The 21362-nt window shown below is 66.9% G+C and carries 24 protein-coding genes; 21 read left to right on the top strand and 3 right to left on the bottom strand.

The features are described from left to right. The first annotated feature begins 1015 nt into the window (after positions 1-1015). Both F1734_RS17490 and F1734_RS17485 read left to right on the top strand, forming a co-directional pair. Entirely contained in the window at positions 1016-1498 is a 483-nt protein-coding gene (locus F1734_RS17490; protein ID WP_203010824.1) for a hypothetical protein, read from the top strand. 134 nt (positions 1499-1632) lie between these two features. Further along, complete coding sequence (locus F1734_RS17485) at positions 1633-1788, top strand: hypothetical protein (protein ID WP_203010823.1); 156 nt, start codon at positions 1633-1635, stop codon at positions 1786-1788. 65 nt (positions 1789-1853) lie between these two features. Here the strand turns inward: F1734_RS17485 and F1734_RS17480 are convergent, their stop codons facing one another. Then, positions 1854-2198 carry a hypothetical protein gene (locus F1734_RS17480; RefSeq protein WP_203010822.1) on the bottom strand — a complete coding sequence of 115 codons (345 nt, stop codon included), beginning with the start codon at positions 2196-2198 and terminating at the stop codon, positions 1854-1856. A gap of 168 nt (positions 2199-2366) precedes the next feature. On the opposite strand from F1734_RS17480, the gene F1734_RS17475 reads away from it, so the two are divergent. The 19 genes from F1734_RS17475 to F1734_RS17385 all read left to right on the top strand — a co-directional run bounded on the left by F1734_RS17475 (position 2367) and on the right by F1734_RS17385 (position 19376). Next, complete coding sequence (locus tag F1734_RS17475) at positions 2367-3020, top strand: hypothetical protein (RefSeq protein WP_238423968.1); 654 nt, start codon at positions 2367-2369, stop codon at positions 3018-3020. Then, positions 3017-3544: a hypothetical protein gene (locus F1734_RS17470; protein WP_059174458.1), complete on the top strand. Its 528-nt coding sequence runs from the start codon at positions 3017-3019 to the stop codon at positions 3542-3544. The genes F1734_RS17475 and F1734_RS17470 overlap by 4 nt, the downstream gene beginning before the upstream one ends. A 1-nt stretch (position 3545) precedes the next feature. Then, a complete protein-coding gene (locus tag F1734_RS17465; protein ID WP_203010820.1) occupies positions 3546-3878 on the top strand; it encodes a hypothetical protein in 333 nt (110 codons plus the stop codon). Next, positions 3871-4284 (top strand): HK97 gp10 family phage protein, encoded by a 414-nt coding sequence (locus F1734_RS17460; protein WP_059174460.1) that lies wholly within the window; start codon positions 3871-3873, stop codon positions 4282-4284. The genes F1734_RS17465 and F1734_RS17460 overlap by 8 nt, the downstream gene beginning before the upstream one ends. A 65-nt stretch (positions 4285-4349) precedes the next feature. Next, positions 4350-4814: a hypothetical protein gene (locus F1734_RS17455; RefSeq protein ID WP_059174461.1), complete on the top strand. Its 465-nt coding sequence runs from the start codon at positions 4350-4352 to the stop codon at positions 4812-4814. After that, positions 4811-5020: a hypothetical protein gene (locus tag F1734_RS17450; protein ID WP_059174462.1), complete on the top strand. Its 210-nt coding sequence runs from the start codon at positions 4811-4813 to the stop codon at positions 5018-5020. Before F1734_RS17455 ends, F1734_RS17450 begins: the two co-directional genes overlap by 4 nt. A gap of 30 nt (positions 5021-5050) precedes the next feature. Next, positions 5051-10855: a phage tail tape measure protein gene (locus tag F1734_RS17445; RefSeq protein WP_059174463.1), complete on the top strand. Its 5805-nt coding sequence runs from the start codon at positions 5051-5053 to the stop codon at positions 10853-10855. A 10-nt stretch (positions 10856-10865) separates the two neighbouring features. Then, a complete protein-coding gene (locus F1734_RS17440; RefSeq protein WP_228287052.1) occupies positions 10866-12125 on the top strand; it encodes a sugar transferase in 1260 nt (419 codons plus the stop codon). Between the two features lie 100 nt (positions 12126-12225). Beyond that, the gene (locus F1734_RS17435) at positions 12226-12612 is read left to right on the top strand and encodes a phage tail fiber protein (protein ID WP_203010819.1); all 387 of its coding nucleotides are present in this window, start codon (positions 12226-12228) and stop codon (positions 12610-12612) included. Positions 12613-12644: 32 nt separating this feature from the next. Continuing rightward, positions 12645-14318 carry a hypothetical protein gene (locus F1734_RS17430; RefSeq protein ID WP_203010818.1) on the top strand — a complete coding sequence of 558 codons (1674 nt, stop codon included), beginning with the start codon at positions 12645-12647 and terminating at the stop codon, positions 14316-14318. A gap of 1 nt (position 14319) precedes the next feature. Then, positions 14320-14973: a hypothetical protein gene (locus tag F1734_RS17425; RefSeq protein ID WP_203010817.1), complete on the top strand. Its 654-nt coding sequence runs from the start codon at positions 14320-14322 to the stop codon at positions 14971-14973. A 6-nt stretch (positions 14974-14979) separates the two neighbouring features. After that, positions 14980-15597 (top strand): DUF7172 family protein, encoded by a 618-nt coding sequence (locus F1734_RS17420; protein WP_203010816.1) that lies wholly within the window; start codon positions 14980-14982, stop codon positions 15595-15597. Beyond that, positions 15594-16187, top strand: a complete 594-nt coding sequence (locus F1734_RS17415) for a DUF7172 family protein (protein ID WP_059174469.1) — start codon at positions 15594-15596, stop codon at positions 16185-16187. The genes F1734_RS17420 and F1734_RS17415 overlap by 4 nt, the downstream gene beginning before the upstream one ends. Next, complete coding sequence (locus tag F1734_RS17410) at positions 16187-16795, top strand: DUF7172 family protein (RefSeq protein ID WP_228287203.1); 609 nt, start codon at positions 16187-16189, stop codon at positions 16793-16795. The genes F1734_RS17415 and F1734_RS17410 overlap by 1 nt, the downstream gene beginning before the upstream one ends. A 28-nt stretch (positions 16796-16823) precedes the next feature. Next, positions 16824-17258 (top strand): hypothetical protein, encoded by a 435-nt coding sequence (locus tag F1734_RS17405; RefSeq protein WP_238423967.1) that lies wholly within the window; start codon positions 16824-16826, stop codon positions 17256-17258. After that, positions 17216-17482, top strand: coding sequence for a DUF7240 domain-containing protein (locus F1734_RS26555; RefSeq protein WP_420803912.1), 267 nt, complete (start codon positions 17216-17218; stop codon positions 17480-17482). The genes F1734_RS17405 and F1734_RS26555 overlap by 43 nt, the downstream gene beginning before the upstream one ends. Positions 17483-17536: 54 nt before the next feature. Continuing rightward, on the top strand, positions 17537-18070 hold the full coding sequence (locus F1734_RS17395; RefSeq protein ID WP_238423966.1) for a M23 family metallopeptidase: 534 nt from the start codon (positions 17537-17539) through the stop codon (positions 18068-18070). Then, complete coding sequence (locus F1734_RS17390) at positions 18067-19044, top strand: glycoside hydrolase family 25 protein (RefSeq protein ID WP_203010815.1); 978 nt, start codon at positions 18067-18069, stop codon at positions 19042-19044. Before F1734_RS17395 ends, F1734_RS17390 begins: the two co-directional genes overlap by 4 nt. Then, positions 19041-19376: a hypothetical protein gene (locus tag F1734_RS17385; RefSeq protein ID WP_003938822.1), complete on the top strand. Its 336-nt coding sequence runs from the start codon at positions 19041-19043 to the stop codon at positions 19374-19376. Before F1734_RS17390 ends, F1734_RS17385 begins: the two co-directional genes overlap by 4 nt. Before the next feature lie 158 nt (positions 19377-19534). On the opposite strand, the gene F1734_RS26550 is transcribed toward F1734_RS17385, so the two are convergent. Beyond that, a complete protein-coding gene (locus tag F1734_RS26550; RefSeq protein WP_420803911.1) occupies positions 19535-20659 on the bottom strand; it encodes a helix-turn-helix domain-containing protein in 1125 nt (374 codons plus the stop codon). Further along, complete coding sequence (locus F1734_RS17375) at positions 20652-21299, bottom strand: hypothetical protein (protein WP_059174474.1); 648 nt, start codon at positions 21297-21299, stop codon at positions 20652-20654. The genes F1734_RS26550 and F1734_RS17375 overlap by 8 nt, the downstream gene beginning before the upstream one ends. Positions 21300-21362: the final 63 nt, after the last annotated feature.

Raw genomic sequence — 21362 nt, 5'->3', positions numbered from 1 at the left:
CACGGCATAAGCGGCTCACTACATACCGCGACGCCCTTGCCGGGGAGTGCCCGTCGATTCCCTCTGATCTGAGGCACCACATGGGAGAATCACGGCATGGCGACGAGAGAGTACGAGCAGAGTCCCGAACGGTGTCCCAGATGCGATGGACCGATGGAAGAGCTCGTCGAGTTTGATCAGACCTTCGAGGGAATTGACCGTTCGGTTATCGAATACCGCTGCATAGGGGACTGCGGCCGCGGCTTCACTACTCGGGAAATGCGCTCCTAGTAGTCGCGCCTCTCGCACCTGGGGCACCGTCGGAACAAGCCTAGACAGGCGCCGGCGTAGGGATACTCAGTCCATGGGGACGTATTTGATCTCGTACTTGTCCGCTAGGCCTCTGATCATGCTACAGGGCTGTGGTTCGTAATCTACTGCGCAGTAGACGGTGCCCTGGGCAATCGCTTCTGGTCCCACAGCGCGCCTGCGGTGCTCGGAATGAGCGCGGGCAGCTTCTCGCTCACTCTGGAGCTCATCAAGGCGACCAAGATCGGGGGAATCGGACTGCTCTTCCCCCGCGATTTCCTCATCAATACGGTCTCGGACGACTTCGGTTAAGTGTGCGCGCCGGATCATCGACCAATCATCGCGCAGATGCTCCACGCGCGTATGGGGAAACAGGTGAGCCGCAGGCTCACTCTGTACCGAGAAGACCCCGCCAGGGCTAAGCAACCTGGCGAGTCCTTCGTCGTAGCCACCTCGGGGAGGGCGGCACCCAGACCCTATCGGCGTCCATATCGCGCGCAGCACGAGGCCCCGCCGGTGATCACTGTGAGGAGCCGACCGGCGGGGCCTGGCCGCCGAACAGGGGGGAGCGACGACCAAGATCAACCCTATGCAGACATCGCGAAGTCTGCAGACCTTCTGCCCGCAGCAGCTCGCTATCGGTAGGGAGTCCTACCGTCACGCGAAGGCAGATGCAAGTCTGCACGCCGCGGCGATGTAGCGGCCCGTGACGCTGTACAGTCCGCGCATGGAATGGGGTGATGTTGCTACATGGGCTGGTGTTGTAGCAGCGCTATTGGCAGCGGGTGTTGCAATCCGCGCTGAGCGTCGTGCGGAAAAGGCCGCAACGGAGGCCGCAGCTGACGCTGTTCGGGCGCTAACTGCGGCCGAGGAATCTGCCAATGCTCAACGTCGGCTCGCCGACCTGGCGGAAGCGGAAGCGAATCGGTACGTCCCTCCGTGGAGTCTCCGACATCGGAATCGCGATACCTATGAAGCCGTCAATGCTGGCACTGAACGGGTTTACGACGTCACAATATCGGGCCCCTCGGTTCTCGACGGACCGCATCACAGGGACTCACTGGATGTGCATTCCAGCGTAGTGTTCTTCGGGATTCATGCTGCCATGGGGGAAGGCCTCGACGAGGAGGTCAAGGTCACGTGGCGTCGGACTCCGTCGGGTGATGCCGAAGTCCACCAATGGAAGAATGCCCTGCCCCCGAAGGGGTGAGTCCCTGATCGTTTGAATCGAGGCGTACGCGGTACCGCGGCCACGATTACAAGGCTGCTCTCAGGAATGATCGGTAGCCTCCAACGCGCAAATCAAGATGAGCCCCGGATGGTGCTCCAACACCGGCCGGGGCCTTGCCACCACTCGACGCGGGGATCCCGCTGCGGGACGTGCAGATCATGGCCCGGCACTTCGACCCCTGCATGACGTCGCGGTACGACCGGGCGCGGCACAACCTCGACCGGCACGGGAACTACGTGCTCGCCGCATACCTCGGCGGAGCCGCGTAACCGTACCTGCACAGCAAAGCGCCCCACCCGATACATGAGGTGGGGCGCTTTCGCCATGTCTGGGATCAACCGCACTCGACGTCGTACGTCTGCCGCAGCTCCGTCGAGCCTTCCTCCATGCCGGTCTGGGCGGCGCCGAGGTTGCCGATCGCGAAGCGCCCCCACGCGAGCTTCTCGTCGTTGCTCTCGCAGAAGATCATCACGTCGTAGCCCCCGTCCGGGCTATCGCTGTACTCCTCGGCAACCGCGTTGACGACACCATCCAGGCCATCAGAGGTTGCGACCGTGACGTTGATCGTGTTGTCGGTGTCCGAGGTGACCGTGTACTCGGCGGTGTCCGATGTGCTCGATCCGCAGGCGGCGAGCAAGAGCGCAGCAGGGATGACGGTGAGGGCAGTGCGAAGTTTCATGCCCGGATCATCCCTTATCTTTGTTTCTTCCGTTACGTCGCGGTCAGCATTCCCCCGCGCATCAGGGGACTATCAACTGCACGCTGGGTCTTTACCGTGACGACCATGTCCTGCACCTGGCCGATCGACCGGTCCTGCCTCCCCGAGGCAGCGACCCCCGAGGAGCGTGTGAAGCAAAGGCACGCCGAGGACCTGGCCGTGTCGGTGCTCTGGGCGCTGTCCGGGCGGCAGTTCGGTCAATGCCCGGTGATCGCCCGCCCGTGCCCGCAGACGTGCTCGACGTCCAGTGGAACGTACGGACCCGGCTGGTTCCCAGTATTCGCCGACGGACAGTGGCGCAACCTGACCTGCGGATGCCCCGGTTCCTGCACAGCGTCCGGCCCGAAGGTCGTCCACCTACCCGGCCCCGTCGGCGAGGTCCTCACGGTCACGGTCGCCGGCGTCACCCTCGACGAGGCGGCATGGCATCTCGAAGGAGACCGCCTCTACCGCGTCGACGGCGCGGACTGGCCACGTCAGGACATGAACAGTCCATCCGGCAATGACGGCACATGGACCGTCACCTACACCCGCGGCGTCCCGGTCCCCGACGGCGTCGGGACCCTCGTCGGCATTCTCACCAAGGAGTTCCTGGACGCCTGCGGCGGCGGCAAGTGCCGTCTCCCGCGCCGCGTGCAGTCCGTGTCCCGGCAGGGTGTCTCCTACCAGATGGTCGACCCCACCGACATCTACCGCTCCGGCAAGACCGGGCTCGCCGAGATAGACATCTGGCTGGCCGCAGTCAACCCGACAGCGCTCCAACAAAGGCCGGTCGTCCGATGAGCGACGTCGACTGCATCCTCAACGAGCTGATCTCCGCGCTGCGGGAAGCGTTCGCCCCGGACTCACAGATGCCTCCGCTCGGCGGTGGCACCACCGAGGTCCGGTTGTTCGCCGGGGACGCGACCCCGCTGGCAGCGTGGGACGCACACCGCGAAGGGGAGGGCTGCGACCACCCGTTCCTGTGGGTGCGTCTGGTCCGCCGGTACCGGACGCAGCAGTTCCCGGCCCCGTACGTCGGGCCAGCCCCGTGCGGGATCCCGACGACGGTCGCCATCGAAGTCGGAGTCGGGCGGTGCGCGGTCGTCGACGCCGAACCGTCCTGGGAGGAATACGCCAACGAGGCGGAGATCAGCATCGACGACTCGTGGCGGATCGACCTGGCGCTGTGCCGGGCGATGGGCAAGATCGAGCGCGCCGAGTGCGGGCTGTCCACGGCGATCGACGCCGTGGTTCCTTACGGCCCTGAGGGTGGCGTCATCGCCTGGATCGGGACCGGATACGTCCAACTGACCGGAGGATTCTGATATGGCACAGCGCATCACTGTCGAGGGCACGATCACCCCGTCGGTCCTGCTGTCGACCGGGGAACAGATGACGGTGACCCAAAGCCCGTTCATCGACAAGCTGATCTCCAAGGGGTTCATCCGCGTGGTCGCCGACGACGATCCCACTTCGGCACAGCCGGCCGTCGAGGATCAACCCGTCGTCGTAGTCCCGGCACGCAACGCCAAGCGCGAAGTGTGGGCAGCATTCCTGACCAACCTGAAGATCGAGTTCTCCAACGAGGACGGACGCGACGAACTGATCAACCTCTACGAGGACAGCGAGCACTACGTCCCAGACGACGATCGTGGCTGACGCACGCTACGAGCTCCAGGTCGACCAGGGGCGGCTGGGTCAGCAAGTCCAGCCGATCCTGGCGCGCAAGGCCGCGTCACTGACGCGACGGATCGCCGCACAGGCGAAAATGAACGTTCCGGTCCGGACCGGCAACCTGGGGCGGTCGATCCAGGAGGACCCGATCGTGTTCTCCGGCCCATTCCGGGTCACCTCGGGCGTGACCGCAACGGCCAGCTATGCCGCCGCGGTGCACGAGGGCACCCGCCCGCACGTGATTCGGGCGCGCAACGCCCGGGCGCTGGCGTTCCCCGGCGCCGGCGGGCGCACCGTGTTCCGCCGTTCGGTCAACCACCCCGGCACCCGGCCCCGTCCGTTCCTGCGCAACGCCGCCGAGCAGGTGATCCGGGACGAGCAGCTCGGCTGAGCCGCTGCACTGCCGGTGGCTAGCCTGACCCGCGTCGCACCACCCCGATCGAAGGACGGCCTCGAATGACCAGCTTCAACGACGACCCCGCGAAGATCGCCCGCGACGAGGCGGACCTCGCCGAACGCAAGCGGCGCCTCGGCCTGGAGAAGACCGACGGCCCCGAGGTGATCGAGATCGACGAGTCCGGCGAGGTGAAGGCGGAGACCGCCGTCGCCACCGTCGACGAGCCGGAGCCGTGGCCGCACGAGATCCTGACCGACTTCTACGGAGAGGACTGGGAGGTCCGCAAGCCGAGCGAGCAGGCGCTCGCCGGATTCGCGCTGGCCTCGGGCAAGTACGTCCCGCAGAAGCTCCAGAACGACCTCGTCGGGCTGTTCATCAAGAACCACATGTCCGAGGAGTCGCACGAGCGGATGTACGAGCGGCTGATGAACCCGGACGACCCGGACTTCACCCCCGCCACGCTCGGCGAGATGATGAAGGAGATCGCCACGTTGGGTCGCTCCACGGCTAGTGTCGAGTTGTGAGCGCAGACGAAGACATGCTGGCCCAGGCAGTCCGGGACATCGTCTCGGACGCTTCGGCGTCACTGGCCGGCGCGGTATCGGCCGGAGCCCGGCTCGGCGCGATGCTCGCCGGCGTGCACCGCGGTCTCGTGCAGGGTGGCGCCTCCGCGCACGTGGCCCTGGAGGTCACGAAGTCCGTGGCAGAGGCGGCATTCCGCAAGCCCTGAGCCTGCACCACTGCTCTCTAGCCTGACGGGGTGACCACCCCTAGCGGCTCCATCGGAATCGGCGTTTCGATCGATGCCGACGACCTGACGTCCGAGATCACTCGGGCCGTGCAGTCGGCCATGTCCGACGTGCTGCGCTCAGTGCGCACCGGGATGGGGCAGGTCGAGGGCGCGCTCGGCGGTATCGACACCTCCGGCTTCGCTGACATCGCCCGGGCGGCGCGGGAAGCTGCCGAGCAGGCCGACAGGGCGGCGCGTGACACCGCCTCTTCTGTGAGCCGGACCAGCCAGCAGGTCGAGCAGTCCACCACCTCGGCGGCGCGCAGCGCGAACACCGCCCTGTCCCGGATCGACGCCTCGTCGCTGTCGCGGATCGCCTCCGGCGCCGACGACGCGATGGACCACCTGCGCCAGCTCGACCGGTGGCAGCTCCAGGCGCTCACCGCCGAGGTCAACCGCGCCGGACAGAACATCGGTCAGGAGATCGGAGCCGGAGCCTCGCACGCCGAGCGCACCCTGGGCCAGCTCGACTCCGCCTCGCTGGAGAACCTGCTCCGCTCGATCAACGACGTCACCCGCGAGATGAACGGCGCCACCGACGAGACCGAGCAGCTGTCCGGCCGGTTCGAGGGGCTCGGGTCGTCCGGGGACGGGCTGGTCGGCAAGCTCGCCGGGGTCACTGCCGGGGTCGTCGGTATTGGTGCGGCGATGGACACCGTCTCGTCGGCGCTCGACCGCGACAGCTTGGGCAACAAGCTCGCCGCCCAGCTGCGGCTGGACCCTGCCGAGTCGGCGGAGGCGGGGCGGATCGCGGGCGAGCTGTACGCGCAGAACTACGGCGCGTCCTTCGAGCAGGTCAACGACTCGATCGGGGCGGTGCTTTCGACCCTTGGCAACTTCGCTGACGACGGGTCCGCGACCATCGAGAAGCTGTCCAAGGCCGCGCTCACTCTGTCCGCCACGTTCGACATCGACGTCGCGGAGTCGACGCAGGCGGTCAACAACCTCATCCGTAACCGGCTGGTCCAGGACGGGGTGGAGGGCTTCGACCTGCTCGCTCGTGGTCTCCAGGAGGTTCCGACCGCGCTGCGCGGTGAGGTCATCCCGGTGCTCGACGAGTACGCTGTCTCGTTCGCCGCCGTCGGTATGAGCGGCTCGGACGCGATGGGTGCCGTGGTTAACGCCGCGCAGAGCGGGCAGATCGCGATGGACAAGGCCGGGGACTCGATCAAGGAGTTCGTCATCCGTGCCACCGACATCGGGGACAAGGGTGCGGTCGAGGCAATGCAGTCGATGGGCCTCAACGCGACCGAGATGGCGAACGCTCTGCTCGGCGGTGGGGAAGCTGCGGGGGAGGCGTTCAACCAGATCATCGGCGAGCTGATGAAAATCACCGACCCGGCCGAGCAGGCGGCGGCGTCGGTCGCGATCTTCGGCACCCCGCTGGAGGATCTGTCGAAGAATCAGATCCCGCAATTCCTGGGCAACCTGACCAACGGTGCCTCGGCGATCGGCGAGTTCGCCGGCACCGTCGACGAGATGGGCGATACTCTCGCGCAGGGGCCGGGCGCGGCGTTGGAGACGTTCCAACGACAACTCCAGACGGCGCTCGTCGACACCCTCGGGTCGACGGTGCAGTACTTCCAGGAGAACGAGGGCGTAGCGAAGGCGCTCGCCGTGGCGCTCGGGGCGCTGGCGACAGTTTATGTCGGGATGAGGGTGGCCTCTGCTGCCTCGGCGGTGGCCCTGGGCATCCATACTGCCGCGACCGGCGGCAACACCGCCGCGCTGGCGGCGAACCGGCTGGCGATGGGCGCTGCTGCGGTCGCCTCCGGGGTGATGCGGGTCGGGCAGCTCGCGGGGGCGGCGGCGACCGGGGTCGCCACCGCCGCGCAGTGGGCGTTCAACGCCGCCCTGTCGGCCAACCCGATCACCCTCATCGTCATCGCGATCGCCGGGCTGGTCGCGGGCCTGGTCGCGTTCTTCACCAAGACCGAACTCGGGCGCGAGCTGTGGTCCTCGTTCGTCGAGTTCCTGGCCTCGTCGTGGGAGACGGTCAAGGGAGCCTTCCAGGCGGCGTGGGAGTTCATCTCTCCGATCCTGTCGGGCATCTGGGACTTCGTCTCGAACGTCCTGGTCGGCGCGTTCAACACGCTGGTCTCCGTGGTCACCACCGTGTTCGACGCGATCGGCGCGGTGATCAGTTACGTGTGGAACTCGGTGGTCATGCCGGTGTTCAACGTCTGGCAGACGGTGATCATGGGGATCATCGTGCCGATCCTGATGTTTCTGTGGAACTCGGTCGTGGTGCCGGTATTCCAAGGCATCGGCAACATCATCAAGACCGTGTGGGACACCGTCATCTCGGTGGTGTTCACCGCGATCAAGGTCGGCATCGACGCGCTCGGTGCTGCCGCGAACTGGCTGTGGAACAACATCTTCGTCCCGGTGTGGAACGGAATCGGCGCGGCGATCAGCTTCGTGTGGAACACGATCATTCTGCCGGTGTTCGACGCGATCAAGGCCGGCATGGATGGCGTCGGGGCGGCGGCGTCCTGGCTGTGGAACAACGTCATCACCCCGGTGTGGAACGGCATCGGCGACACGATCCGCTGGGTGATCGACAACGTCATCACCCCCGCGTGGGAGGGCATGAAGTCCGGTCTCCAGGCGGTCGGGGACTTCTTCTCCACGGTGGTCACCGGCATCGGCAACGTGTGGAACGGGCTGCGCAACCTCCTCGCCAAGCCGATCAACTTCCTGATCGGGACGGTCTACAACGAGGGTATCCGCAAGGCGTGGAACAAGATCGGTGAATTCATCCCCGGACTGGTCACCGCCCCGGAGCTGCCCACCATCCCCGAGTACCGCACCGGCGGCGCGCTGCGCGGTCCGGGCACCGGCACGTCCGACGACATCCTCATGTGGGGCTCGAACGGCGAGCACATGGTCACCGCAGCCGAGGTACTGGCTGCAGGCGGGCACGGGGTGCTCTACGCGATCCGCGACATGATCGCCCGCGGCATCCCGTTCTCCTGGGACAACGGGCGGGTCATCTCCACTATCGGCGAGGGCAACCTCTCGCGGTACGGCACAGCGGTGCAACGCAAGGGCCTGGGCAACGTCGACCCGGAGGGGTTGTTCAACCCGCTCCTCGCCCCGAAGTACAAGGACGGCGGCGCGATCGAGCTTGAGCCGTGGATGCTCCAGCTCGCCAAGGGACACCGGTTCGCGCAGGCGCAGCACGGCAAGCCGTACCAGTGGGCCGGCCCGACCGGGCCGGGCAGCTCGTTCGACTGCTCCGGGTTCATGGGCTCGATCGCCGCGGAGATCCTGGGCGGCGACCCCTGGCGCCGGTACTGGGCCACCGCCTCGTTCGCCGGATACCCGACGGTCGGCCCGCAGGGCTTCACCAAGGGACTCGGCGCAGGATTCACCATCGGCGTGACCGACGACCCGGGCGGTCCGGGCGGCGGGCACACCGCCGGGGTGCTCGGCGAGGTGCCGGGCATGTTCGGGGTGGCCCGGGTCGAGTCGGGCGGAGCGATCGGCGACGTGCACTACGGTGCCGGTCCCGATGTCCGGTCGTTCGCCGGGGTGTACACGTTGCCCATCGGCGCCAACGGGTTCTTCCAGCCCGGTGAGGGCCTGTCGGTCGGCCCGACCCCGGAGGAGCAACGGTCGTTCCTCGGCGAGAAGGTGCACGACGTCCTCACCGCGATCACCGACCCGATCAAGGGCGCGATCGTCGGCGCAGTCGGCTCGCCGCCGCCGCACTGGCGCTCGGTCCCGCCGAAGTACCTCGATGCCGGGGCGGACGCTGTCGCCGACGGCACCGACGCGGTGATCGACGGGCTCGGCGACATGCTGTCGTCGGCGTGGACGGCGGCGAAGGGGCTCGGCTCCTCGCTGCTCGACACCCTCAACCCGTTCGACTCCGGCGGTCTGGCGTTCGGCAAGGGGTTCCTGCCGAAGAACGTCATCGCCCCGGAAAGGGTGCTCTCCCCGGAGCAGACGAAACTGTTCGAGATTCTGGTGACCTCGCTCCAGGCGCTCGCCAATGGCGACTACGACGGCGGGCTGAGCCGCGTCGGCATCCAAGAGGACCACCCGTTCGTCGATGCCGCGCTGACCATGCAGGAGGTTGCAGCGTCGGTCGACGCGCTGGTCAACCGCGGCGACTACGACGGCACGATGTCGCGGTTCGGGGTGCAGGAGGACCACCCACTGATCGACGCGGTGTTGACCATGCGTGAGGTCGCCACGTCGGTCGATGCCCTGGTCGCCAAGGGTGACTACGACGGCACCCTGTCTCGGTTCGGGATCCAGGAGGACGACCCGGTCGTCGACGCGGTGCTCACCATGCGTGACACCGCGCTCGCCGTGCAGGACGTCGCCGGGTCGGTGGGCACGCTGGTAGAGAAGGGCGACTACGACGGCACCTTGTCGAGCTACGGCATACAGGAAGACCACCCGGTCATCGACGCGATCCTCGACGTCCGCGACGCGGTGGTCGAGGCACTGGGCAGCAGCGCGTCCAAGGTGGCCGGGGACATCGTCGCGGCCATGGCCCCGACCCCGAGGGACCTCGCGGAGAAGATCGACCCGGACACGCTGCGGTTCATGCAGGACACGCAGGCGCAGCTCACCGAGCAAGGCGAGATCATCTCGGAGACCGCGGAACTGGCGAAGCGCAACGAGTCCTCCACCGCCCTCGTCGTCGCCGAGCAGTACCGGCAGATCGAGAAGCAACTCGTCGAGGTCACCAACCGCCTCACCGGCGGAGTGCTCGGCCCGGTCGTGCAGTCCGCGATGCAATCCGCGCTCGGGCTGGTAGAGAAAGCGCTGGAGGCATCCACCGGCGACATCACCGCCGCGCAGGACAAGACCACCGAGGCCGTGAAGGACATCGACGTCTCGGGCGAATCCACTGACCCGGCGCCGCCGTTCGGGGCGCCCGGCTCGGCGTTCGACTTCGCCACCGAGCTGTCCAACGCCGTCGTGTCGGTCACCGACACCGCCAGCCAGGCGATTCTCCAGGTCGGCATGGACATTGCCAAGGCGGCGCTGCAGCAGCAGAAGTCGACCGTGGACAACAGCCGCGGCGTGCTCGGCGACGAGAACAACTCCGGCGGATTCCTGGTCGACACCATCGTGCGGCTGACCGGGGTGGAGATCCAGATCCGCGACACGATCTACGCCGTCGCCGACGAGATCAAGAAGTTCCGCGGCGAGCAGTTCCAGACGTTCGACGAGACCGGCGCGCTGCTCTCGGACACCGCCTCGCTGCTGGAGCGTTCGGCATCGAGCACCGACCTGGTCATCGCCGAACAGAACCGGATCAACCGGGAGCTGATCAAGGCGGTGCTGCGGTATCTGATGCTCAACGTCGTCCTGCCGATCCTCATGGCGCTGATGACCGCGATGATCACCGTCGCGGTCACAGCGATCGGCGCGGCAATCGGCGCGGCAATCGGCGGTCCGATCGGCCTAGCCCTCGGCGCCGCACTCGGCGGCATCATTGGCCTGGCCCTGTCCGCTGCCGCCGCCGCGGTGATCGGCGGCATCGGGCTCGGCGCCGGGGCGGCGATCGACAGCTTCGACCAGGGCGGCATCGCCAACGGCATCGGTGTCCTGCCGAAGAACACGGTCCAGCCCGAGCGGGTGCTCTCGCCCAGGCAGACGGCCAGCTTCGAGCGGCTGGTCGACCTGCTCGACGGGTCGGGCCTGTCCGGCGGCGGCAGCCGCACTGTCCAGATCGGTTCGATGACCGTGCAGGGCACGCAGGCGGCGGAGAAGACCTCCGACAAGCTGCTGTCACTGCTCAACAGCTGAGGAGTGTGGGATGCCGTTCCGAGGATGGATGGAGCTCAACGGCGAGGAGTTCACCAACTCCTCGCGGTTGCTCGCCCACCTGCGCCCTCCCGCGCCGGCCAATGACGAGGCGATCGCACCGCCGATGTCGTGTGCGTGCGACGTGACGATCCCGTACGACGACACCTGGCCGGAGCTGGAGGCCACGCTCAACAACGGGCCGTACACCCTCGACACCGCCCCGTGGTACGACGCGTCCCGCCCTGAGTCGGCGGAGTTCGCCGGGGTGTGGGTGATGGACGTGCAGGGCCTGGACACGGTTCCGGTGCAGCGTGACATCTCCGAGGCGGTGTGTGCGGGTGGGGTGGCGAGCTGGGCGCGGGACCGGTCCCGGCAGCTGACCTTCTCCGCCCTGATCGTGGCCTGTTCCAACGCGGGGGCGCGGTACGGGCTCAACTGGCTGAGTTGTGTGCTGCGCCAGTCCAACGTGCGCGGCGGGGTGGACCTGAAGTTCTACCGGGCTCATCCGTCGGGCACGTCGGCTCCTCCTGCCAGCCAGCTGCGCACCACCTACGGCACGGTGCTCACCACGTCCCCGAAGGTCGTGGAGATCGCCGGGAGGGGCGGCGGCACCCGGCATCGGCAGGGCTCGATCTTCCGCGTCGAGTGGGAGATGGTGTGCACCAACCCGTACCTGTACGGCGAGTCGGTCACCGCTGCGGTGGGCTGGGACTCGATCGTCGAGGAGTCGATCGAGTGGGCGCACGCCCCGGACTGCGAGGACACCGCCAGCTGCGACCTGCCGACGATCTACAACGCCGAGTGCGCCCCGCCGGTCATCGAGCTGGAGGCGGCGCAGATCCCGGTGTGCGGCGGCTGCCTGCCGCTGTGCTCGATCGAGCGACGCACCTGGCAGCTGTCGGGGGTGCTGCCCTCTGTATGTGAGGAGACCACCGTCTCGGTGCGGGTGCAGAACACCGGGGAGGACCCGCTCACGGTGAACTTCTTCTGGCGTCCGTGCGGCTCGACTGAGCAGTGCGACAAGACCGCAGCGATGTCGGTGTCTGGGCTGCCCGGCGGGATGACCGTGGTCGCCGACTCCATCACCGGACGCCCGTACATCGACAACAACGGGGTGCGCCAGCGGCAGGTCGGGATTGTCACCACCCCGACCGGTGCACCCTGGCGCCCGATAATGCTGGACACGCTGATGTGTTGGGAGTTGGTCGCCGAATCCGCTCCTGGTGCGCAGTACACGGTGATCCTGGAGCTGAGGGAGCGAGACTCGTGAACGTGCAGGTAGGGCTGGAGGCGATCGCCGAGGCCGAGGTCTCGAACGACCCGGAGCTGTGGGCGCAGACCATGCAAACCCAGAACGAGGAGGAGCAGCCGTGACCGTCGGAGTGAGCGCTGTCAACGTCGCGAACGAGGTGCTGGACTGGTTGCGCGGGGTCGCCCCCGCGGCGGTGGCCGGGCTGTACGTCAAGCTGCACACCGGGGACCCTGGCGCCGCCGGGGCGTCGAATGCGTCGGTGGTGACTACCCGTCGGCAGGCCACGATGAACGCCGCGGCCGGCGGGTCGATGACCCTGGCGTCGATGTCCGGGTCGTGGGCGATGACCGGTACCGAGACGATCACCCACATCTCGGTGCACGACGCCGCCACCGGCGGCAACTTTCTGTTCTCCGGGGCGCTGAGCACGCCGAGGTCGGTGGTCAACGGGGACACGCTGACGATGACCTCTCTGGTCGTCGGTAACACCCCGCTCGCCGCCTGATCTCGACGACCGCAGAAGGGAGCAGGTGACTCATGTCCTCGATGGGGATGAACAAGTCGGGGACGCAGACACTCGCCCGCGCCTCCTGGGTCAAGCTGACCTCGTTCACGGTGCGGTCCGGGTATCCGGACACGGTCATCTCGAACGACGCCCTGGTGATGAATGCCCCGGGCATCGGGGACATCACGTTCCAGGTGTCGTTCGAGTCGACCGGCGACGTCCAGCAGGTCCGGGTGGTGAAGAACGGGTCCACTGTGCTCGGCAGCGCGGTGAACGTCGGGGTGCTGGGCACGATCTCCGGGCACAGCGTCACCGCCGGGGACACTCTCGAACTGCAGGGCTACTCGGACTCGTTCTTCACCACCCGGACCCGGGTCACCGCGACGAGCACGTTCCTCGCATTCGACCAGACCACACAGGATCATCCGGCATCGTCCGGCCCGGAGGTCGGTTGGTACACCTCGTCGTCGGTGGAGGCGGAGAAGTACGCCGCCGCGAACCCCACCACGCTCGGCTGGTCCACGACCGCGGGCGTGGACCTGGACGTCGCCGCCGAAGTATCCCCTTCGATCGGCTGGGAGGTCGACGCGTTCCTCTACAAGCCGGAGAACTACGAGGGCACCGCCGACACGGTGATCGGCTGGCATACCGAGGCCGACCTGACGGTGCTGCGCAAGGCGCAGCCGCCGGAGGTGCTGTGGGAGGACACGGCGGTGTCGGTGCACACCGCCGACGGGCGTCTGCTGGGGGCGCTGCTGTGCTCGTCGATGGAAGGCATCACCTGGGGCCGGGAGCTGCGCGAGGTCTCGAGCTGCGAGATCACAGCACTCACGCAGGCCGACCCGGACCTGTTCGAGGACCTGCGCCCGTGGGTGCACTGGGTGACCGTGTGGCACGGGGAGCGCCCGGTGTGGTCGGGCCCGATCCAGCAGGCGACCATCGGGCGCACTCGCACCCGGATCACCGCCAAGGACACCGGCACGTTCATGTGGCGGACCCGGGTGCCGATCACCCGGCAGTGGGCGGACACCGACCCGACGAAGATCGCGGCCACGGTGCTCGCCTCGATGAACGAGCTGCACGGGATCACCGCCCCGCCGATCGTGCTCCCGGCGGTGACCGACGCGTTCACCTACGCCGCGGTGGCGGACTCGCGGATGCTCCACCAGATGTTCGACGACCTGGTCAAGCTCGGCCTGGAGTGGACCGTGGTCGCGGGCCGGTTCATCCTCGGCAAGTTCCCCGAGGCGCCGGTCGCCACGCTCGCCGAGTGCGACTTCCTGGTCGAGATCGAACGGATGCGGGATGGCACCGCCACGTTCAACGACGTGCGGGTGCAGGGGCAGAACTGGGCGCAGTCGGCGACGGCGCCGCTGGCCGGGCTGCGCTTGCAGACCCTCGTCTCGCTCGACGACGTGTTCGGGGTGTCGAACATCCAGAAGGCGGCACGTCTGTACGCCGCCGAGACCGCGGCGATCCGGGACGTGCTGGTGCTGCCGCCCAGCTCGTCGCTGCACCCGGAGGCGGACGTCGACTTCGACGACCTGATCCCCGGAAAGGTGCTGCTGGTGCAGGCCGAGGGCGTGTCGTCACTGATGCGGATCGATCAGGTGAACGTGTCCGCATCCCCGGCCGGCTTCGACACGCAAATCACGCTCGTCGCGATCCAGAACCGCGGGGAGATAGCCGAACTGGTGGGAAGGTGACATGTCGGGCACAGCGAAAGTGAAGCCTCCCAAGAACGACGCCGAGTGGGCGCGCGGGATGCAGCGGCGGGTCGAGCAGGTCGAGCACCCCTCGTCCACCCGGATCGGTCCGTGGGTGCTGTCCTCCGAGCAGGAGTCCGGCGACCTGATCGCCTCCCACGTCAACGGCGGCGCGGTGAAGCTCGCCCAGAAGCCGGAGGGCGAGGGCGAGGCCGACGCGGTCTCGTCCGGCTGGTCGCACATCAAGGTCTCCCGGCAGACCTCACAGACCATGAGCCGCGGCACCCACACCCCGGTCGCGTGGGACTCGGTGGACTCGCAGTCGAGCGACTGGTCTGCCACGCCGGGCTCGACCACCTTCGTCATCCCGCAGAACGGGGTGTGGCTGATCAACTACCGCCTCTACTTCGGGGCGCTGGCCGACGTCCTGGTGGAGTCGTTCGTGATCATCGACGGTTCGCCCCGGTCGGCGGACCGTACGGTGAGCGCCAGCGCTGAGCCGATGCTCTCGTGCACGGAGGTCTTCACTCTCAACGAGGGCGCCGAGATCGTGTGCACCGCCGGCAAGGCCGGAAGCGGCACGTTCACCATCGGCCCGTATGTGGGTGGGTCGGCGATGACCTCCCTGTCCTTGACCCGTCTCCCGATCGGATGAGCTGACATGGCGCAAGTGTGTGTTTCCCGCAACCTCGATATCACCGGCGGCGCGTTGTCTGTGCAGCCCTGGTCGGTGCCGCGGCACGTGTACGACCAGTCCTTCCCCTCCGTCGGCAATGGCACGTACGGGGCGCAGACCAACCTGCCGGGGAAGCTGATGATCGACTCGGGGGTGCAGGCGTGGACCAACACCTCGCCGTTGCCCGCGCAGGTGCTGTTCCGGCTCCACCGCGGCTCACGGTACTTCGCGGTGTCTTCCCCCAACGTCGTCCAGGTCCGGGACCGGTTCACCGTCGCGATCGAGGAGACCCCGCGGGTGCCGGACACCTCGAACCAGTACCAGAGCGCGTCCGGCGGCGGGGTGGACATGTCCACTAACACCGCGGCGAAGCCGTACGCCGGTCTGCTGCGGATCTGGGATGACGCGATGATCACCGAGGAATGGTTCGGCCCGGTCGGTCCCGGCGAGACGTTCCGGTTCCACTACCGGGCGACGCTGTGGACGCCGCCGCCGTGGTCGAACAACGCCAACGACAACGTCCCGTTCCACGAGTGCGAGATCGACCCGGTCCGGGTACAACTGCTCGCCTTCCCAACACAAGACCTGGAGGTGATGGGATGAGTCTTCGCGTGTGCACCGCCGAGTTCATGACGTCGACGACGAAAGGCACAGGCTTCTCCCCGTCGTGGATGCCGCGGATGGTGGCAGAACGCATGTCGGCGTCCGGCCGGGACGGGAGCACCGAGCGGGCGCCGGACGGGATCCCGTTCATCGACACCGACATCCTGTGGACCAACACCACCGACGACCCGCAGCACCTGCACATGACCGTGCACCGGGCGAGCCGGTCGCTGGTCTCCTCCAACCCGAACACCGTCGCGATCGACGACGCGTACTCGTTCGACGTCGGGCTGTCCCCGGCGGCGCCGATCCCGGCGGTGACCAACAACGGGTTCGGGGCGCGCCTCAAGGCGAGCCGGTCGACGGCGACCTCGGTGCTGTTCGGGCGGATCTTCCGGGACATCCCGGACTGGGTCACCAACGTCGACATCGGACCGATCGACCCGGGCGAGTCGGTGCACTTCCGGTACCGGGCGCTGTACTCCACGCCCGGGCAGTGGCGCACCGGCACCAGCGCCCGGCACGAGATGTACGCCCGGTGGGCGAGGCTGCGGCTGTGGGCCGCGCCGTGGGTGAACGGGAGCATCTGATGACTTACCCCTGCGTCGACCTCGACGACTTCGAGATGGTGGACGGGACGCACCTGCGCCCGAAGGATCACATGCAGTGGCGTCATGTCGCGCTCAACTACGCCAACGGGGTGATCATCTCGTTCGATCCGAACGACGGGGTCGCCAAGGATGTCGCGCTGCACGAGGTGCAGGCGCAGTGGACCAACACCACGCCACGTGATCAGTACGCCTACGCGCTGCTCACTCGTGCCGGTGGGAGAGTGGTGCTCCAGTCGCAGTCCTCCGCCTACATCCAGATGTCGGTCGGGCAGACCTCCGGGGTCTCGCCGGCTGACCCGTCGGCGCTCACGGCCTACTCCAAGTTCGGGGTCGGGTACACCCGTGGCGTCACCGCCGCCGGGGAGGCGTACTACGGCGTCATCGAGACCCGCATGGGCGAGCGCACGGCGGTGCTCGGGGACCGGGTGCTCCTGGCGCCGGGGGAGACGGTGAAGTTCAAGGCGGCGCTGCGGTTCGTCTCGACGTACTGGGAGTACCGCGACATCTACCAGGGCGACGTCGAGACGGAGGCGGAGGTCGACTCCGGCGAGTCGCAGATCGACATCTACGCCTACCCGGCGCTGTAGTTCACCACCACTCGTTACGGTGGCGCGCATGGCCTCACACGCTCCACCACCGCCGGGTCCGATGTTCGACCCCCCACCTTCCGACGCCGACCTGTTCTCCCAGATCGAGGACGTCGAGCAGGGCGCCGGGCGGTGGCACTCGATCATCGTCGAGGGCATCACTCTGCGGGCCCGCAAGCCGCAGCCGACGGCGCTGCGCTCGCTTACGGCCGCCACCTCCAAGTCGGTCGGGGCGGCGATGCGCAACGACATGGTGACCCTGTTCGTCCAGGACCATCTCGACCCCGAGTCGTGGGAGCGGCTGCTGGTGCACATGCTCGACCCGGCGACGGACTTCGATGTGAAGTCCCTCGGGGAGGTGATGAAGCGCATCGCCACGCTCGGGACCAACCGCCCTACCGTGCCGTCGTCAGTCTCGCGCTGGCGGCGGCGACCTACTGGCGCACGCTTCGGGCAAAGCTGATCCTCGCCGGGATCGCCGACCCGCTGCGTCAGCTGCCGGACCTGCACGCGCTGCTCGACGTGGTGGAGGCGGTGGCCGGGGAGTCGATGACCCGGGACGAGCTGGGCCAGTTCCACTTCCAGCTCTACCGCCCGGACCCGTCGGAGAAGCCGGTCGGGTTCGAGGAGGATGAGCAGCTCGATGCGTTCGCCGCGTTCGAGGCGGTGGCAGGAGGCCTGAAGTAGCGGCCTGTTCGTGGCGAGGTCTGCGGTGCACGGTGTGTCTTTACCGTGGTCGCCATGTCGCCCAGGTATTGGCCGCTCAAGCGCGGCCACATCGTCACATCAGGGTTCGGCCCTCGGTGGGGCGGGATGCACTTCGGCGTCGACTTCGGATGGGACGGCGGCTCCGGCGGCCTGCCCATCTACGCCGTCCAGGGTGGCAGCGTTGTCAACGTCGGGCCCGCCTCCGGGTTCGGGCAGTGGATCGTGATCGACCACCCAACCGAAGACGGAGCGGGCACCACGATCTACGGGCACATCATCCCCGAAGTCCAGTACGGCCAGCGTGTCGAGGCGGGCCAGCGGATCGGGCACATCAACCCGGACTCGCGCACGAACGGCGGCGTCGCCCCACATCTGCACCTCGAGTGGCATCGGGCTGTGTGGTCACCGCCCGGCCCGAACCGACTCGACCCACTCCCTCTCCTTGCCGGGGCGCTGTTCCCGGACGAGGCACCGCCCGCGCCGGCTACCTCCGTGCAGCGTGAGGGGTATTCCGACTACGTGCGGGAAGGGTTCGCGCAGCTCGTCCCACCGAAGGGAAACCGATGACCCTCTACGGCATCGACGTCAGCAACCATCAGCGGGCGTTCAACTTCGCCGCAGCCAAGCGCGAGGGGTTCGTGTTCGCCACCCACAAGGTCACCGAAAGCGACGACTACCGCGACCCGTACTGGCCCCGCGCCCGCGACCAGATGCGCGAGCACTTCCCCGGCCTGTTCGGCGGCTATCACTTCGCCCGCAACCATGTGGACGTGAACCGGCAGGCCGACGCGCTCCTCGCCCACCTCGGCGACCCGTCGATCCCGGTGCAGCTGGACTACGAGGACACCGACACCCGCGGCTCGATGGACAACATGAAGGCCCTGATCCGCGCGATCGAAGAGCGCGGGATGCGGGTGTTCGCGAACTACCTGCCGCGCTGGTACTGGACCGGACACATGGGCGCACCCCGCCTCGACGGAACCCCGCCGATCTGGAACAGCCACTACGTCCTCGGCACCGGCTACGCGTCGGTCTTGTACCCAGGCGACAGCCATGCCGGCTGGGCGGAGTTCCACACCGACGCGCCACCGGTGGTCATCCTGCAGTTCTCCGAACGCGGCCAGGTCGCCGGCCAATCCATCGACGTCAACGCCTTTCGTGGCACCGAGGAAGAACTCCGCGCGCTGTTCGGCAGCGCCCAACCCAAGGGGGAACCCGTGACCAACCTCGTCGAGCAGGGCGCCGGACAGTTACATCCGCAGCCGGGCCGCCTGCGTCCGATCGCGAGACCGCAGAACGTCAACCCGTCGACGCGTACCCCGGACGAGCCGTGGCCGTACGACATGTGGTGCGACATCTGGAACGAGGCCGTGTTCGACGGCTACGACATCCGCCCCGAATACGCCGATGTCCCCGACGACATGGGCCGCTCCCTTGTGGCACTCCTGCAGACCGTCGCTGCCCGCCAGGTCCGCGAGAAGGTGCAGCTGGACCGCATCGAATCCAAGCTCGACCGAATCCTCGGGGAGAAGAAGCTGTGAAGAACATCGGCAAGAATTGGCCGGCCATCCGACAGGTCGCCTACAGCGTTCTCGCTGCGCTCCTCGCCCTCGGGGTGGCGCTGAACGTCATCACCGAGGACCAGTCGACGCAGTGGCTGTCGATCGCCACGTCGATCCTCGGTGCGCTGGGGTTGCTCGTTGCGAACCTGTTCGTCGACCGCACCTCGCCGGCGCAGGAGGCGAAAATCGAGCAGGCCGTCGAGGTGGGGCTCGAGCGTGCAGCTCAGCGGGTGCAGCCGCAGGTACAGGCAGGCATCGATCACATGAACGATCTACGCGAGCAGTACGTCGACCCGTTTATCCGGCGGTGATGCGGGCAACGTGAGAATGCGTTCCACCTCTTCGCGAGGTGGAACGCATTTCGTCGTTTCGAGACAACTCATCGTCGTCGGCGGGGTGGTCGAAACACCGGCCGCGAGAAGCGGTGGCCTCGACCGCTCGCTGGGCGAGGCCACCGCGGTAGCCGCTCCTACCTTCCGAAAGTGACACTTACGACGTTGCTGGAATCGGTTGATCCCCCGGGGTTCGGCTGTGGTGCGGGTCCCAGCCATCGTTGGATCAGGGCGGGCTCGATGCCGTACTCGTCGGATGCGAGCGAAACGTAGTGGCGGCCGTACACCTGTTCCAGTGCTTGCCGGAATAGGCGCGGTGATTCTTGCGCCACTTCGACTGGCTCGTTCGTGCGCCAGCCTTGTGAGGACAGCTGGATACTCAAGCTACGGTAGCGCGAGGATGAGATCACGCCGATGTCCTTTGCGCGTCGTGTGATTGCGCCGACTGTGATCCCGTAGTCCGCTTTGATGCGCAAGTATCCATGTAGAGACAGAGATTCTGTCACCCGCTTGCGAACAACTCGCTCCGGTAGGAGCAAGGCGCCACCAAAGCGGAATGCGCGAGCCTCCTCTGGGCTACGTGTGCTCCCCAGAGGAGACTTTAGGTCTCGGTCGAAGATCCAATGGGCCGCTTCGTGCCCTAGGGTAAGCCGCTGCACGGCTCCAGGAAGTTGACTTGTGAGAGCTACGAGGGGTCGGTCGGTACCCACGTTTGGCCGGGATACTCCAACATGATCGGACACCGCACGAAAGGTTTCGTCCAAGTCGCTGATAACTCCGATTCCATGCCGCTCAAGAAGCCGGGTGACGTTCTTGACTGGGTCTTCTGGGCCCAGGCCGGCGGAACGGCGCAGAGCTTCGGCGCATTCCTCTGGATCGCCGTCGAACTCGGCGGGGTCAGGCAAGGCACTCGTGCGAAACTTCGATGTCTCGGAGATTGCGTTGAAGAGGCGAGCCGCCTCTGAATACAGTCGTTTCACTCGTCGTTCGTCACGCGCGCTGGCCTTTGCCTTCTTCCGAAAAGTGAACTGACCGGCGTCTGTTACTCCCTCTGTCACCTCGAAGAAGCTCATCGGGACGGAATACACCCGACACAGATCTAGTGCCAAAGGCTCCGGAAGGGCCCGGGTTCCATTCTGGACCCGAGACAAGAATCCCTGCGATACACCAGCGGCCTCTGAAAGCTCCTGCTGCGTCAGGCCCTTGAGGTCTCGCAGCGCCTCGAGGCGTGATCCGAGGAGTTCTCGGGGGGTTTCATTCATCATCATTTTCTGCGCGATCGATCTCAGCGCTACCGAAGAAGTCCTCATCGTCAGAGTCTCCGGCGAACGTCCTGTTGGTAAAGATATTGCCCCCTGCCCTCAGCGCAATGTCGAGGTCGTAAGGCACTGGCTTGCCGTAGATGCCGGGAGCGATCGGGCGGACGATTCGGAGGGTGAAACCTGCAGTCACCGACGCCTTCTTCGCGTAGTCCCAGAGAAGGAGGAGTTCGTTCGTCGACGGCTTCGGCTGGGGGACACCGAGCTCGTCCTCGCTGAACAAGCTCCACGCCTTCTGGCGGGCGGCGTTCTTGCCGGCGATCGGAACGCCGCCGGGGTACGTCTTGCGCCGTTCCTTCAGGAACCGCAGTTTCAGATTCAGTTCCGGCGCGGAGAAGTACAGCTGCCCCATTGCTTGCGGGTTGCCGGCCACTTGCCACTCCGGCGGGAGGCCTTCTTTCTCGAGGTATTCGCGGAGCGCGGCCCGCGTAACCATCGGGCGCATGTGCGGGTACTTCTTATGCGGGAAGCCCTCCATGCGGCTGTTGGCTTGCTCCAGGGCCAGGGAGACGCCCTCGTACATGCTGGGCGCAAGGATGCCAGCCTGAGTCACGATCTGCTGGCCTATTTCATCGGGCGTCATATTATGACCTTCTCTTCGGGTGCGGTCATAATATGACGTGGAATGAAAGATCGCAACTGCTTG

The organism is Rhodococcus ruber (assembly GCF_016804345.1).
GTDB classification, from domain to species: domain Bacteria; phylum Actinomycetota; class Actinomycetes; order Mycobacteriales; family Mycobacteriaceae; genus Rhodococcus; species Rhodococcus ruber.
The sequence above is the reverse complement of the archived record's forward strand: the minus strand, read 5'-3'. Positions and strand labels throughout refer to the sequence as shown.

Bases quoted from the DNA above. Each gene is read 5' to 3' on its own strand.
- F1734_RS17375 (WP_059174474.1), bottom strand. From the start codon at position 21,299: ATGACGCCCGATGAAATAGGCCAGCAGATCGTGACTCAGGCTGGCATC.
- F1734_RS17480 (WP_203010822.1), bottom strand. From the start codon at position 2,198: ATGAAACTTCGCACTGCCCTCACCGTCATCCCTGCTGCGCTCTTGCTC.
- F1734_RS17490 (WP_203010824.1), top strand. From the start codon at position 1,016: ATGGAATGGGGTGATGTTGCTACATGGGCTGGTGTTGTAGCAGCGCTA.
- F1734_RS17455 (WP_059174461.1), top strand. From the start codon at position 4,350: ATGACCAGCTTCAACGACGACCCCGCGAAGATCGCCCGCGACGAGGCG.
- F1734_RS17395 (WP_238423966.1), top strand. From the start codon at position 17,537: ATGTCGCCCAGGTATTGGCCGCTCAAGCGCGGCCACATCGTCACATCA.
- F1734_RS17390 (WP_203010815.1), top strand. From the start codon at position 18,067: ATGACCCTCTACGGCATCGACGTCAGCAACCATCAGCGGGCGTTCAAC.
- F1734_RS17405 (WP_238423967.1), top strand. From the start codon at position 16,824: ATGGCCTCACACGCTCCACCACCGCCGGGTCCGATGTTCGACCCCCCA.
- F1734_RS17430 (WP_203010818.1), top strand. From the start codon at position 12,645: ATGTCCTCGATGGGGATGAACAAGTCGGGGACGCAGACACTCGCCCGC.
- F1734_RS17425 (WP_203010817.1), top strand. From the start codon at position 14,320: ATGTCGGGCACAGCGAAAGTGAAGCCTCCCAAGAACGACGCCGAGTGG.
- F1734_RS17420 (WP_203010816.1), top strand. From the start codon at position 14,980: ATGGCGCAAGTGTGTGTTTCCCGCAACCTCGATATCACCGGCGGCGCG.
- F1734_RS17415 (WP_059174469.1), top strand. From the start codon at position 15,594: ATGAGTCTTCGCGTGTGCACCGCCGAGTTCATGACGTCGACGACGAAA.
- F1734_RS17410 (WP_228287203.1), top strand. From the start codon at position 16,187: ATGACTTACCCCTGCGTCGACCTCGACGACTTCGAGATGGTGGACGGG.
- F1734_RS17465 (WP_203010820.1), top strand. From the start codon at position 3,546: ATGGCACAGCGCATCACTGTCGAGGGCACGATCACCCCGTCGGTCCTG.
- F1734_RS17440 (WP_228287052.1), top strand. From the start codon at position 10,866: ATGCCGTTCCGAGGATGGATGGAGCTCAACGGCGAGGAGTTCACCAAC.
- F1734_RS26550 (WP_420803911.1), bottom strand. From the start codon at position 20,659: ATGAATGAAACCCCCCGAGAACTCCTCGGATCACGCCTCGAGGCGCTG.
- F1734_RS17470 (WP_059174458.1), top strand. From the start codon at position 3,017: ATGAGCGACGTCGACTGCATCCTCAACGAGCTGATCTCCGCGCTGCGG.